The sequence below is a fragment of the Thermodesulfatator indicus DSM 15286 genome (assembly GCF_000217795.1).
GTDB classification, from domain to species: Bacteria; Desulfobacterota; Thermodesulfobacteria; order Thermodesulfobacteriales; family Thermodesulfatatoraceae; genus Thermodesulfatator; species Thermodesulfatator indicus.
This window is the reverse complement of the sequence record NC_015681.1, coordinates 682148-694486: the sequence shown is the minus strand read 5'-3', so window position 1 is coordinate 694486 and position 12339 is coordinate 682148. Positions and strand designations below refer to the sequence as shown.

The following is a 12339-nucleotide window of genomic DNA, read 5'->3' as shown; positions in this document are numbered from 1 at the left end:
CTTTGCTCCCAGGGCAGATTAATTTGAACCGGGGGCAAAGCACTCATTTTAAAGGTCCTTACAAAATGGCTTATTTAAGAGACTGCTTCGCCCACAGGGAGCTCGCCGTGACAAAGTGGCAGATGGCTTATAGCAAAAATGGCTGCTGGTAATATTCCAGAGGCTGCTACGCCTGTCCCGAGCGCAGCGAAGGGATCTCCCTAAAAGCTCCTCGCAGTGACAAAATGGAGACATCTCCTCGGAGTGACAAACTGGCAATGGCTCGCCGTGACATCAAGCGAGTCCATTGCGAGGCTGCGGAAGCAGCTGAAGCAATCTCTCTCGAGGCGACGTAGTCGCTACGGTGATCTATTTAATTTTCAAACTTTGGCAAAGTCTCTGTAGATTTTAATTTATTCTCACCTCTCAAACTTTCTTTTTGCCCTCAGTAAATCTTAAACTGGACACTTTTATTTTTCCGTAGGATAATGTCTTAAATTCAGGTTGAAAGGAGGGTTTTGTGCCCTACGAATGGTTGCCTCCGAGCAAAAATTATGAGCCGCGTTGGCCAGGCCGTCTGGTGGAAAAGATTGACCTTGAAAACGGCCTGGTGCTTGAAATATGGGATTATTCACGGAGACTTGCGGGAGATCGCTGGCTAGTGGGGATGCTTGCCCAGATAGTGGTTGAAGCGCCTCCCGAGGCCTTTTCACGGCGGGAACTTTATGAGGTTTTTTGCGATGAAGAAGAGGGCAAGGTTTATTACCGCTACCGTAAAGAAAGAACCTTTGTGGATGAAAGAGAATGTGAAGCCCTTTTTGAACAGCTAAAGAGCCGATTTCTGGAGGCGGCCCTTAATTACCTTTCTCACCCTAGCTTTAAAGAAAGGCTTATAGCCGCTGAAGTAGCCCTTTATGAGCGTCGCAAGGCGTGGGAAGAGCAGGTTAAACAAAAAGACGAAGAAATAGAGAGGCTTGAAGAAGAATGGAAAGACAGACCAATTTAATGGACTTAATCCCTCAGGAACCCCTTTCTCCACCTCCTACCGGCGCAGAGGATGTAGAAGTTCCTTTGCAGGGAGGGAAACTACCGGCCAGGCTCTTTTTGGCTTCCTCAGCCGCGCCGATTCTATTTTTCTTTATAGCCGAAAAGGAGCCCGTTGATAAATACAATCAACTTGGCCAGTATTTCTTGGGGCATGATATTTCGTTCGGAGTTATAGGATATAGGGGAGCCCATGGCTTACCTGGTGAGGCCTCCTTTGAAAACATTTTTAGCGACGCCAAAGAAGCCTTTTTCTTTTTACGTGATAAATTTGCCGAAAAAGGCCGCAAAGGGCCGGTGTCTCTTCTGGGGCGCTCTTTGGGGGCAGGGGTAGCCCTTTCTCTGGCAGTAGAACTCCCTCATGAGGTTACAGCCCTTATTTTGGATAGTCCAGTTGTTGATGGTATTTCCTGGCTGGCCCATCGGGGCTTAAATACGGATAAAGATCCATTTGAGATTATTGAAAAATTTAAAAAGTGGCGCAAACCACTCCTTGTTTTTCAAGCCCAAAAAGATGAAGAAGTCTCCTTACCAGAGGCAGAAAAAGTGCTTATCTTTACAGCAGCGAGGAATAAAAGGCTTTTGATTATGCCGGGTTTTAAGCGAGAAGAAACTATAGAAAAAGGCGGCCCCCTTTATGCGGAAACCATAGCTGAGCTTCTTAACAGGTTGGCTAGTCGTTTCGGACGCCGTAAAACCCATCATTAAAAGGAGGTTTCTATGGGCAGAAAAGGGCGTAAGTGGATTACAGAGACCCAGGAATTTCAAACCACAGATGATCCCTATCTTCCTAAAAAATATCCTTCGGGGGAGGCAATCTGCCCGCGTTGTCACGCGGTCTTTCGTGATAAACGCTGGTTGATTGATGAGGAGTTTTACCAGGAGTTTAAAGATAGCGATTTGGTCCCTAAGTTTTTGTGTCCGGGATGTCGTAAGGCGGTTGACCGTTATCCTATGGGATATCTTTATCTCTCCGGTGAATTTTTTGAAAAGCATCGTGACGAAATTTTAAGGGTAATAAATAACGAATACGAAAGAGCGCGGCAAAACAATCCTCTTCAGCAAATAATTTCCATGTATGAAGAAGATGGCCGCACGGTCATCGAAACGACCACGGAAAATCTGGCCCAGCGTTTAGGGCGTGCTGTATACAAGGCTTACAAGGGAGATCTTACCTTCAAATGGTCAGAAGGAAACAAGTTGGTGAGGGTCTATTGGCAGAGATAGGAGGATTTTTATGTCTAAACACGAAAGACGCCCCCTTACTGAAGAAGAGATTGAATATTTTAAAGAAAAACTCCTTAAAAGAAAGAAAGAACTATGGCGTGAGGTGGCTGATACCCTTGAACGCGAGGCCGGGGAAGAGTATCAAGATCTAATTCGCACGGTGCGTGAGGAAGAAGACTTGGCTCTGGCTGACCTCAGAGAAGACTTAGTCTTAGCCTCTCTTGAACCTAAAATTAGAGAACTTGAAGAAATAGAACAGGCTCTCATTCGTATAGAGCTAGGTGAGTATGGTCGCTGCATTGATTGTGGGAAGTGGCTTAGGACTAAAAGACTTGAGATTATGCCCTGGGCGGCACGCTGCCGGGAATGTCAGGAAAAATGGGAAAAGTTGAAAGCTATTGAATGAGGGTAACGGCTAATCATCTAACTTTTTTGAGGATAATTCTTTTACCGCTTCCCTGTATTTTGCTTTATGGCGGCCCAGAGGCCAAGCTCACGGCCCTGGGCATTGGTTCTCTTCTTGGCCTTACGGATTTTTTAGACGGGAAGCTGGCCAGAAGGCATGGTTCCACCCCGCTCGGCGCTTTTCTTGATCCCATTGCTGACAAGATTTTTATCGTAGCTCTTTATACTTTTCTTTCTCATCTGGGCTTTATGCCTATTTGGGTGGCTGCAGCTATCTTTGTAAGAGAACTTTTGGTCTCTTCTTTAAGACGAAAAGTGCCTGGGGCTCTTCCTGTTACCTGGCTGGCCAAAATGAAGACCACTATCCAGATGTTTGTGGCCGCATTAGTAGTAGCTGTTGTTACTTTTTCGGCATATACGGTTTATTTTCTTTTAGGCGCTGGAGCTATCTTATTGTTGGGAGGAATTCTTGCCAGGTTAAAAGGGGCCAAATTTTTAATAGTAATCTTTCTATCTTTGACTTTACCCTGTTTATCTTTTCTTTCTTTAAAACACCTTATTCTGGTTTTGAGTTTAGTAGCCCTTGGGGTAACTTGGCTCTCTGCTTTAGATTATCTTAAATTGGCCTTATCCCAAATTAGCTTAAAAGATTTTTTAAAGATTATTCCTGGCGCCCTTTGGCCAGCAATCATTATAATCTTTGCCAATAAGGCCGGAGATTTCTGGATACTCATCCCTTTGGTAGTAGTGTTAATATTTTTGCGAGAAGGTCTATTATTTTTTAAAAGAGGTAAAATTCAAGAAATTTTTCCGATAGTGTTTTTTGTTTTAGCTGTTTTTAGCTTGCTTATTGAGGAATTAATACCGGCCTATTTATTCGCGGCGTTAGTTTTTTTGATTTTTGAGAATGTAAGCCTTTTTATGGCTGCCCGTCCAGCCCTTTTCAAAAATTAATCCGTTCTGAACGATTAATCACACGTTGTGTGAGCCGCAGGGTTCTACTTTCAGCGATAATGAGACTACCTATGGCGAGCCTTTTAAGCCGTGAGGGCGAAGTCTCCTTTGATTACTAATGGAATCACTAAATAGGCGACAATTGATTCATTGTATGGTTTTAATTTAACACTGTCATTGCGAGGTCTCGCTAGAGGCCGAAGCAATCCCAGAGACTGCTTCGTCGCCTTTGGCTCCTCGCAGTGACAAAGAAGGAAAGGGCTCACAGTGACAAAGAAGGAAAGGGCTCACAGTGACAAGAAGGAAAGGGCTCACAGTGACAAGAAGGTAAAGGCTCACCGTGACAAAGGAAGGGGCTTGCAGTGACAACGGGCAGTTACTGTGAGATGCGTTCCCACTTTCCGTTGCGAGGCTGCGTCAGCAGCGGAAGCAATCCCTGTCACGAGACGCCGATGGCGCCGTGGTGATCTATCTATGTTATTTTGAATTTTGCAAAGGCCTTTAAACACTAAATAGCGAAACAATCTAATGGCTTTTAAGCTGAGCTTTTGGTTTCCATAGTTTTTTGCCGGGGTATCAGACGCGAGATGATAATTTCGTAAACTTCGTCATCAGTGCGTAGTTTTCTCTGACTTACGGCCTGTTCAAATTCCTTTTCGGCGAGATAAAGGAAGGGCGCCAGGGTGCGCATTCTCTCTTTATCGTGGGCCAGGTAAACTACTCCGTTTGGGGCCAGGTATTTGTGAAAAAGCTGGTAAAGAGGCTCAAATAAGCGGCCGCTAAATACCACTTCCGCCCCAACAATAATATCAAATTGGCCAAGTTCTTTGGGGGTACGCCAGTCAAGCTTTTCAATAGTTACGTTATCAAGCTTATTAAAGGCGGCGTTTAAGCGCAAAAAATCAAGACATTCGTCTTCAAAGTCGGTAATAACTACTTCTTCGTGGCCGAAAAGAGCAGCGGTAAGCCCTACCACACCAAGGCCAGCTCCAATTTCAAGCACCCTTTTTACAGGTTTCATGCTGGCCATGAAATCGGCCAGTACTATGGCCGCTTCCCAGATCTTTATCCAAAAAGGGAAATTTTCTACTTTTTCAAGTGAATCCTCAGAGATGAGTTCTTCAATATTGGCCGGTTTAATAATGTTTAAAACTTTTCCGCGAATGTTTAAAGGCTCTACTTCGAGGGTGTATCTTTTGGCCAATTTATCATAAATGGGTTTTATGTTTTCCGGTACCTGAATCATGGCTGTAAAAAACTCCTTTTTCCTAAATAAACTTTAACATTATGAAATTTTTTACCCCGCCAATACTTTATAGTTACTATATCACCGGGTTTCTTGGCAAAAATGATTCGTTCTAAATCTGCTTGAGAGCCAACTCTTCTTCCCGCTACGCTAACAATTATATCGCCTCCTACGGGATAAATGATATTCCCGAGTGATATAGATTTCCTTTGGCCGAGCAGGCCTATTTTCCTGGCCGGGCTTCCCGGGAGGGTTTTGGTCACTAAAAGTCCTTGATTAAAAGGTAGTTTCAATACTTTAGCGAGGGTAGGATTAAGTGGCAGCCCCTCCACACCTAGCCAAGGCCATACCATCTGGCCTTTCTCGGATAAAGCGGCTACTACCGGACGGATTAGGTGAGAGGGTACAATTTTCAAACCTCCAGCAAAGTGGAGATTGGGTAAGTCTAAGGCAAAGCCTACTAATTCTCCTCTGGCGTTAAAAACCGGCCCTGAACCAATACCTGCAAGAGAGAGATTGGTAGCGTAAAAACTAGCAAGCGTTCCAAACGAAAAACTCACACTTACCGGATTTTCAATCACCTTGCCGGCTTTTAAGCTGGCTTTAAATCGTGGGCGTCCTACTAAAAAAATGTCTTCTCCTACCTGAACCCTTCGCCTACTAATGGATACACCCAAATTTTGATAAGAATAATTGACTTTGAGAAGGGCAAGGCCGCTTAGGTGATCAACACCTAAAACTTTTCCTCCGAGAAAGGTCCCATTCGGGAGAATTACGTCCACCCAGCGGGCTCCTTGAACCAGATAAGCAGGGGCCAGAACAAGGCCATCTCTCGAGACAAAAACACCTGAGGCTACCTGTTTGGGAACTTCTGAAGATTTCAAATAATCGGCGTTAACAGGAGCGGCAACCAGGGTAACAACCTGATTGTAAACACGATTAAGGGCCGAACTGCCAAAAGAATAGGCTGGCCATAGCAGCCAAAGGATAAAAATAAGCCCCCAGAATCTAACCATTAAGCCTCCACAAAATAAATACCGCTAACAATATTCGATATACCACAAATGGGTAAAAAGTGTGAGTCCTGAGGAAGCGTAAAAGCCAGGCTATAACCGCAAGCCCGGAAATAAACGAAGCCAAAAAGCCAATTACATATACGATACTGAAAGGTTCTCCGCCCTGCAATACTTTAAGGGCTTCATAAAAGCCTGCTCCAGCTATTATGGGGGCAGAAAGTAGAAAAGAAAATCTGGCGGCTTCAGGTCTTTTAAGGCCTACCAGCATGCCGGCTGACATGGTAATCCCGCTGCGAGAAGTGCCGGGGATTACGGCCAGGGCCTGGGCACAGCCAATAATCAGGGCTTTAGGTAAATTGAGCTGATAAACTGATTCTTTCTGACGGGAAAATATTTCTGCCAAAATCATAGGAATGGACATGATTATTAACATAAAAGCCACTCTTTCAGCCGAACGAAACACAGTAGCCACAGCGTCTTCCAAAAAGAGGCCGGCTATTACTCCAGGAATAGTGGCTAAAATTAAATAGAATAAAAGGCGGGGATTGTGCTTCTTATCTCGCTTGAAAGAAAGGATATTCCACCAGTCCTGCCAGAAATAGATAAGAACGGCTAGAAGGGTGCCTAGGTGAAGAAAGACGTCAAAGGTAAGGCCTGTTCCTTTAATGTGAAAAAATTTTTCCGCAAGTATTAAATGGCCGGAACTTGAGATAGGTAAAAATTCAGTAATTCCCTGTAAAACTCCTAAAGCTATAGCTTCTAAATAAGTCATGGATGGTTTCCCTCAGTCAAAATAAACGTTTTTTGATAAATAGGGCAACTACAATACCCGAAAGAATAAACGAAATAGTCATCAAAATGGCAAAAGCATGGGGAGAATTTTGAAGAGGTAATTGGATATTCATGCCGTAAATACTTGCCACCAGCGTGGGGAGCATAAGCACTATGGTGGCTGAGGTAAGAAACTTCATTACCATGTTGAGGTTATTAGAAATAACTGAGGCGTAAGCATCCATAGTGCCGGTTAAAATGTCGCTAAATATTTTGGCCATATCAATGGCCTGGCGGTTTTCAATCTGGACGTCTTCAAGAAGCTCTAAGTCATCTTCAGTAAGACGTAAAAACCGACCAGACTGTAAGCGGCTTAAAACAATGTCATTGGCTCGTAAGGCGGTGTTAAAATAAACCAGGCTTTTTTCAATGTTTAAAAGCTTTAACAGTTCCTTATTCCGCATGGAACGGTAAAGTTCCTGTTCGTATTCAGTGATAAGTTTGTCTATTAATCTAAGATAACGCAGATAAATAGTGGCAATACACCAGAAGAAATGAAAAAGAAAAGGGATAGGTCTTTCCAAGGTAAAGTTTTTGACTTTATTTAAGGCCATTAGAAAATCTTCGAAGACAGGGTTTTCTTTTAAACAAACCGTAATAATGGCTTCTTCGGTAAGTATTATGCCTATAGGGATTGTTTCATAACGGATAAAACCTTCTTCGTGGCGTGGATCAGGGACTCGAAGAATAATAAGAAGCTGGTCTTCTTCAAGTTCTATGCGAGGAATTTCTTCTTCATCAAGGGGATAGCGCAAAAATTCCGGAAAGACCTTTAAAGATTCTTGTACATACTGAAGTTCTTCTTCAGTGGGGGAGGTTAGACAAACCCAGCAAGGCCGCTCAATTTGCGGCGCAAGAGAAAGCACTCCTTTTTCAGCGCGATAAATACGTAGCAAGATCGACCTTCTTCGTTCACTGGACTACCGTTTTTTTTTAAAGTTAAAAGTGCTAAAATTTGTTTTGTCGTTTACCACAAAATAAAAAGCCAGGCAACAGAGGAAAAGAATGAGATACGATATTATAACCATTTTTCCTGAATATTTTGAAAGCCCTCTTGAAGTAGGAGCTATAAAAAAGGCCCGAGAAAAGGGGCTTATTACTGTTAATTTGTTAAATCTTCGTGACTTTGCTTTTGACAAACACAAGATGGTGGATGACCGTCCTTTTGGTGGCGGAGAAGGCATGGTTTTTAAGCCTGAGCCCCTTTACCGGGCTATCCAAAAGGTAAAAGAAGAGGGACACCCTTATGTGGTTTATCTTTCACCGCAGGGTAGGGTTTTAAACCAGGAAATAGTAAAAGAACTTTATGAGAAAGACCATCTATTACTCATCTGCGGTCGTTACGAAGGCATTGATGAACGCATAAGGGAGCATTTCATTGACGATGAAATTTCTATCGGTGATTACGTGGTTTTTGGGGGGGAAGTGGCGGCTTTGGTGATTATTGAGGCGGTCTCAAGGCTTGTGCCAGGAGTGGTAGGTAAAAGAGACTCGGTAGAAAAAGAATCTTTTAGCCAAGGGCTCCTTAAATATCCTCAATATACCCGGCCGCGCGATTTTATGGGTTACCAGGTGCCAGAGGTTTTGCTCTCTGGAGACCACGCCCGTATTGAGGTCTGGCGGCGCCGGAAATCTCTTGAAGCCACCTTGAAACGCCGGCCAGATTTATTAAAAAAAGCCAAACTCACCCCTGAAGACGAAAAGATTCTCAAAGAATTTGGCTGGGAAAAAGATGAGCGACCCTAAACTTTATGTAGCTCTAATACATTATCCGGTAATCAATAAAGAAGGAAAGATTATTGCTTCTTCGGTGACTAATCTTGACCTTCACGATATTTCTCGCATCTGCCGTACCTATGGCGTTAAACGTTATTACGTGGTTCAGCCTTTAAGGGAACAAAGGGAACTCGTGGAAGAGCTTCTTACCTATTGGCAAAGTGGCTATGGTAGGGTATATAACCCCGATCGCGAAGAGGCCTTAAAAGTTTTAAAGGTTGTTCCTTCTTTCAAGCTGGTTTTAAAAGAGATTGAAGAAATAGAAGGAAAGCGGCCGATACTGATAGGTACTGACGCTCGTGAAGATTATGCTAATATTAAATTCTTACCTATGCGAAAACTTATTTGGCAAGGTGAAGTTTCTTTGTTACTTTTAGGAACCGCCTGGGGCCTGGCCCCAAAGTTGCTAGATGATTGTGATTATATACTTGAGCCGGTAAAAGGGGCTCAAAGTGATTATAACCACCTTTCGGTTCGCGCGGCAGCGGCTATTATATTAGATCGCCTGCTTGGCGAAACCTGGTGGAAGGAATAGAAACAAGGAGGGAAACCATGATCCCGGTGGTAAGAGAAATTGAAAACGAATACCTGCGCAAAGATCTCCCTGACTTCCGCCCTGGAGACACAGTGAAAGTTTATTTTCGTATCGTAGAAGGGGAAGACAAAGAAAGAACTCAGGTCTTTCAGGGCGTGGTTATCAGAAAAAGAGGCTCTGGCACGGGCGCCACTTTTACTGTGCGTAAAGTTTCTTACGGTATTGGCGTTGAGCGCACTTTTCCCTTGCATTCTCCTCGTCTGGAAAAAATAGAAGTAGTCAAGAAGGGTAAAGTGCGTCGGGCGCGCCTCTACTACCTCCGTGGTCGTACCGGTAAAGCGGCAAGGATTAAGGAGAGACGCTAGTTTGTTCGTAAAACCTGTTCGCTGGGAAAAAGAAAAGCAGTTTTATCGGCGTTACCAATACATTGCCGGAGTGGATGAAGTAGGCCGCGGGGCTCTCGCTGGCCCCGTGGTGGCCGCAGCGGTTATATTGCCTCAAGATTTTGATCATCCCGATCTGGCTGATTCCAAATGCCTCACTCCAGAAAAAAGAGAAGAACTTTATCGTCTGATTACTCAGGAAGCTATCGCCTGGGCCGTGGCCCAGATAGAAAACCACGTTATTGACGAGATAGGTATTCTTAAGGCAAGCCTCAAGGCTATGGCTGAGGCCCTTGAGGCCTTAACTCCGCGGCCGGAAATTGCCCTGGTTGACGGAAAATTTGTTACTCCCTGGGTGGGGTTGCAGAAGGCCATCGTAGATGGTGATGCTCTTTGCAAGTCCATTGCCGCGGCTTCAATTGTAGCCAAAGTCACCCGGGATCATATTATGATTAAGGCGGCGCAAAGGTTTCCTGAATACGCCTTTGAGAAACATAAAGGCTACGCCACCAAACAACATCTGGAGGCCCTAAAAGCCCATGGCCCTTCTCCCTTCCATCGTTACTCTTTTAAGCCGATTTCAGAAACCCAAAGATCCGAAGAAATTGGGTTCTTTCGCGGAAGAACTCGCCTGTCGTTATTTTAAACTTAAGGGATACAAAGTCTTAGCCCAAAACTGGCGCACGCGTTACGGCGAAATAGACCTTATCGTCAAACGAAAAGACACGCTGGTTTTTGTGGAAGTAAAAGCGAGGCAAAGCCTGCGCAAGGGAACACCTGAAGAGGCCTTAACCCCTTCTAAACAGAAAAAACTTTTGACTTTGGCCAAACTTTATCTCCAGCAGGAAAAAATAAAGCCTAAAAAGGTACGTTTTGACCTGGTGGCCGTTGATTTTTCAGAGAAAAAGCCACAACTTAGACATTACCAGGGGGTGATTGAAGATGACTACTAAACAAAAAGAGCGCGAAGAGAAAGCCTTAAAAAGTAAAAGGCAGCCCATCTGGCCGGAAAAAGAGCTTCCTGACTGGCGAGAACTACTTACCGCCCCTTCTGAAAAGGCCGAAGAAATCATGCAAGGGCTTTCCCTTCGTGAGCAGCTTACCCTTATCCTTCAGGCCCCCTGGGAAGTGCGCGAAAGGCTTATAGTGCTTTCTCCCCAGGCCGAGCGCCTGGTTAAGGCCCTACCACCGCAGGAGTTCTTCTGGACGGTTAAGGCCGTAAGCCCAGAAGAGGCGGTAACCCTCCTTTCCATGGCCACGCCGCTTCAACTTCAGTTTCTCTTTGATCTTGATTGCTGGCGCAAGGATCAGCTGGTTTTAGAGCGAGCTCTGGCCTGGCTGACCCTTCTTTTTGAGGCCAGCGAAGACGTGGTGGCTCGTTGGTTAAAGCAGGTAGATTTTGAGTTTCTGGTAACCCTCATGAAGCGCCTGGTTGAGGTTTATAAACGCCCTGATGGGGTTGACCTTACCGAGGCCCGCGACTGGCTTCCTCCTTATACCCTTGATGACCTGTATTTCGTAAACTTTCGCCTGGACAAATTTGAACCTTTAGCCCGCCGTTTGATTGAAATTCTCATGGAGTTTGATCAACCGCGCTACCGGGATTTGATGGAATCTATTATCTGGGAACTTCCGGCCGAAATAGAAGAACTGGCTTACCGCTGGCGTAGGGCGCGCCTGGCTGACTGGGGAATCCCTGATTATTACGAAGCCGTGGACATTTACGCGCCCACTACCCCTGACCACCTGCGCCGTATAGAGCCAACTTATCTTCCGGCTCCTGAAGAGGAAGAAACTCCGCCCCCTGCCTTTTTGCCGGCTATCCAAACCGAAGGCGTTGATTTTTTGGCTGAAGCTATAAGTCGTGTCAGGGATTATCGCCAGATAGAGCGCTTGAAACGAGAGCTTGCCTGGCTGGTTAACAAGGTTCTAATCGTGGATATAGGCACTATAGATGATATAGAAGAGGCTCGAAAGGTTTTTGACAAAGTGGCCGGCTACCTGAACATAGGCCTGGAATATTTAGCTCACGGTCAAATTGAGGCCGCGGTAAAAATCCTTGAGACTTATTTTCTGGAAGACATTTTTCGTCTGGCCCAGAAGCTAATAACCGACCTGCGCCGCTACGCCAACGAAATTATCACCCAGGAAGGCCTTGATTCTCGCATTTTTCGCCATTTAGATGAGCCTTATGCCTCTTACCTTAAGGGAGTAACGGCCAAAGACGCTAACCGCATCATGCTTTTTCAGCCTGAAAAAGTGGGCACAGCCGAAGAATTTCGCTTCTTCAGGCGCTTAGAAGAAATAGAGCGAGTAAGAAGGATGCTTTCTGAGATTGCCTACTGGGCGCCTCTTATCCAGAAGGCCTTTGGTACGCCACCGGTATGGCTGGCCGAACTTGCCCTTAAAAAGACCAATCTCCTTGAACCGGCAGACATTAGATGGAGCACCCTGGTGCTTACTTCCCTTGGAAACTGGCTCACCGAAAAAGAATTCCGCTTTGAAGCCATTGTTCAGGGAAAATGGCCAGAAGTGATTTCAAAACTTCTTACCAAACATCCGGGGTCCAACCGCAGTGTGGTGCGTGAAAAAGTAAAAGAAGAAACTTTTGCGAACTTTAAAAAGCTTGCCAGAGAAATTGCCCCGGTTGAAGAAGACCACCTCAAAAGCTTTCTTGACTTGTGTTTTTTCCGCGCCGAGGAAGAATTCGCCTTCGCCGACGAAAAAGATATCCCCGACCCACGCTATGTCCAATGTATGCTGATAGAGCTTAAGGATGCAAAGGAATAATTGTGAGCAAGTTTTATCCTGGTTAGCGCTTTTTATTCCGTCATTTTAGGGTTTTTATTCCGTCATTTAGGTTTTTTATTCCGTCATTGCGAGCGAAGCGAAGCAATCTCTGTGGCCGCAGCTCAAAAAAGAATGTTATGATATAATAAATTA

At 44.9% G+C, this 12339-nt stretch carries 15 protein-coding genes; 11 read left to right on the top strand and 4 right to left on the bottom strand.

All coding sequences use genetic code 11. The annotated features are described in order from the left end of the window. Window positions 1–499 precede the first annotated feature (499 nt). The 5 genes from THEIN_RS03295 to THEIN_RS11505 are packed head-to-tail and all read left to right on the top strand — an operon-like array spanning window position 500 to window position 3609. Window positions 500–985, top strand: a complete 486-nt coding sequence (locus THEIN_RS03295; protein ID WP_013907281.1) for a hypothetical protein — start codon at window positions 500–502, stop codon at window positions 983–985. Beyond that, window positions 964–1731 (top strand): alpha/beta hydrolase, encoded by a 768-nt coding sequence (locus THEIN_RS03290; protein ID WP_013907280.1) that lies wholly within the window; start codon window positions 964–966, stop codon window positions 1729–1731. Before THEIN_RS03295 ends, THEIN_RS03290 begins: the two co-directional genes overlap by 22 nt. Before the next feature lie 12 nt (window positions 1732–1743). Continuing rightward, a complete protein-coding gene (locus THEIN_RS03285) occupies window positions 1744–2250 on the top strand; it encodes a BCAM0308 family protein (protein WP_013907279.1) in 507 nt (168 codons plus the stop codon). A gap of 10 nt (window positions 2251–2260) precedes the next feature. Continuing rightward, window positions 2261–2656, top strand: coding sequence for a TraR/DksA family transcriptional regulator (locus tag THEIN_RS03280; protein ID WP_013907278.1), 396 nt, complete (start codon window positions 2261–2263; stop codon window positions 2654–2656). After that, a complete protein-coding gene (locus tag THEIN_RS11505; protein WP_013907277.1) occupies window positions 2653–3609 on the top strand; it encodes a CDP-alcohol phosphatidyltransferase family protein in 957 nt (318 codons plus the stop codon). The genes THEIN_RS03280 and THEIN_RS11505 overlap by 4 nt, the downstream gene beginning before the upstream one ends. Before the next feature lie 535 nt (window positions 3610–4144). Here THEIN_RS11505 and THEIN_RS03270 read toward each other — a convergent pair. Genes THEIN_RS03270 through THEIN_RS03255 form a run of 4 tightly spaced genes read right to left on the bottom strand, consistent with a single transcriptional unit; the run spans window position 4145 to window position 7598 of the window. Continuing rightward, the gene (locus THEIN_RS03270) at window positions 4145–4855 is read right to left on the bottom strand and encodes a class I SAM-dependent methyltransferase (RefSeq protein ID WP_013907276.1); all 711 of its coding nucleotides are present in this window, start codon (window positions 4853–4855) and stop codon (window positions 4145–4147) included. Continuing rightward, window positions 4852–5871, bottom strand: coding sequence for a S1C family serine protease (locus THEIN_RS03265; protein ID WP_013907275.1), 1020 nt, complete (start codon window positions 5869–5871; stop codon window positions 4852–4854). The genes THEIN_RS03270 and THEIN_RS03265 overlap by 4 nt, the downstream gene beginning before the upstream one ends. Beyond that, a complete protein-coding gene (uppP, locus tag THEIN_RS03260; RefSeq protein WP_013907274.1) occupies window positions 5864–6643 on the bottom strand; it encodes an undecaprenyl-diphosphatase UppP in 780 nt (259 codons plus the stop codon). Before uppP ends, THEIN_RS03265 begins: the two co-directional genes overlap by 8 nt. Before the next feature lie 16 nt (window positions 6644–6659). Beyond that, entirely contained in the window at window positions 6660–7598 is a 939-nt protein-coding gene (locus THEIN_RS03255; RefSeq protein ID WP_013907273.1) for a magnesium transporter CorA family protein, read from the bottom strand. Window positions 7599–7707: 109 nt separating this feature from the next. Between THEIN_RS03255 and trmD the strand changes: the two genes are divergently transcribed. The 6 genes from trmD to THEIN_RS03225 are packed head-to-tail and all read left to right on the top strand — an operon-like array spanning window position 7708 to window position 12186. After that, window positions 7708–8448, top strand: coding sequence for a tRNA (guanosine(37)-N1)-methyltransferase TrmD (trmD, locus tag THEIN_RS03250; protein ID WP_013907272.1), 741 nt, complete (start codon window positions 7708–7710; stop codon window positions 8446–8448). Beyond that, window positions 8435–9013, top strand: coding sequence for an RNA methyltransferase (locus THEIN_RS03245; RefSeq protein ID WP_013907271.1), 579 nt, complete (start codon window positions 8435–8437; stop codon window positions 9011–9013). The genes trmD and THEIN_RS03245 overlap by 14 nt, the downstream gene beginning before the upstream one ends. 20 nt (window positions 9014–9033) lie before the next feature. Further along, complete coding sequence (gene rplS / locus THEIN_RS03240; RefSeq protein ID WP_408033336.1) at window positions 9034–9378, top strand: 50S ribosomal protein L19; 345 nt, start codon at window positions 9034–9036, stop codon at window positions 9376–9378. A 1-nt stretch (window position 9379) separates the two neighbouring features. Further along, the gene (locus THEIN_RS03235) at window positions 9380–10042 is read left to right on the top strand and encodes a ribonuclease HII (protein WP_052299030.1); all 663 of its coding nucleotides are present in this window, start codon (window positions 9380–9382) and stop codon (window positions 10040–10042) included. Continuing rightward, entirely contained in the window at window positions 10002–10349 is a 348-nt protein-coding gene (locus THEIN_RS03230) for a YraN family protein (protein ID WP_013907268.1), read from the top strand. The genes THEIN_RS03235 and THEIN_RS03230 overlap by 41 nt, the downstream gene beginning before the upstream one ends. Beyond that, window positions 10339–12186, top strand: a complete 1848-nt coding sequence (locus tag THEIN_RS03225; protein ID WP_013907267.1) for a DUF6178 family protein — start codon at window positions 10339–10341, stop codon at window positions 12184–12186. The genes THEIN_RS03230 and THEIN_RS03225 overlap by 11 nt, the downstream gene beginning before the upstream one ends. The last annotated feature ends 153 nt before the right edge of the window (window positions 12187–12339 follow it).

Bases quoted from the DNA above. Each gene is read 5' to 3' on its own strand.
- THEIN_RS11505 (WP_013907277.1), top strand. From the start codon at position 2,653: ATGAGGGTAACGGCTAATCATCTAACTTTTTTGAGGATAATTCTTTTA.
- THEIN_RS03225 (WP_013907267.1), top strand. From the start codon at position 10,339: ATGACTACTAAACAAAAAGAGCGCGAAGAGAAAGCCTTAAAAAGTAAA.
- uppP (WP_013907274.1), bottom strand. From the start codon at position 6,643: ATGACTTATTTAGAAGCTATAGCTTTAGGAGTTTTACAGGGAATTACT.
- THEIN_RS03265 (WP_013907275.1), bottom strand. From the start codon at position 5,871: ATGGTTAGATTCTGGGGGCTTATTTTTATCCTTTGGCTGCTATGGCCA.
- THEIN_RS03280 (WP_013907278.1), top strand. From the start codon at position 2,261: ATGTCTAAACACGAAAGACGCCCCCTTACTGAAGAAGAGATTGAATAT.
- THEIN_RS03245 (WP_013907271.1), top strand. From the start codon at position 8,435: ATGAGCGACCCTAAACTTTATGTAGCTCTAATACATTATCCGGTAATC.
- THEIN_RS03285 (WP_013907279.1), top strand. From the start codon at position 1,744: ATGGGCAGAAAAGGGCGTAAGTGGATTACAGAGACCCAGGAATTTCAA.
- THEIN_RS03290 (WP_013907280.1), top strand. From the start codon at position 964: ATGGAAAGACAGACCAATTTAATGGACTTAATCCCTCAGGAACCCCTT.
- THEIN_RS03270 (WP_013907276.1), bottom strand. From the start codon at position 4,855: ATGATTCAGGTACCGGAAAACATAAAACCCATTTATGATAAATTGGCC.
- trmD (WP_013907272.1), top strand. From the start codon at position 7,708: ATGAGATACGATATTATAACCATTTTTCCTGAATATTTTGAAAGCCCT.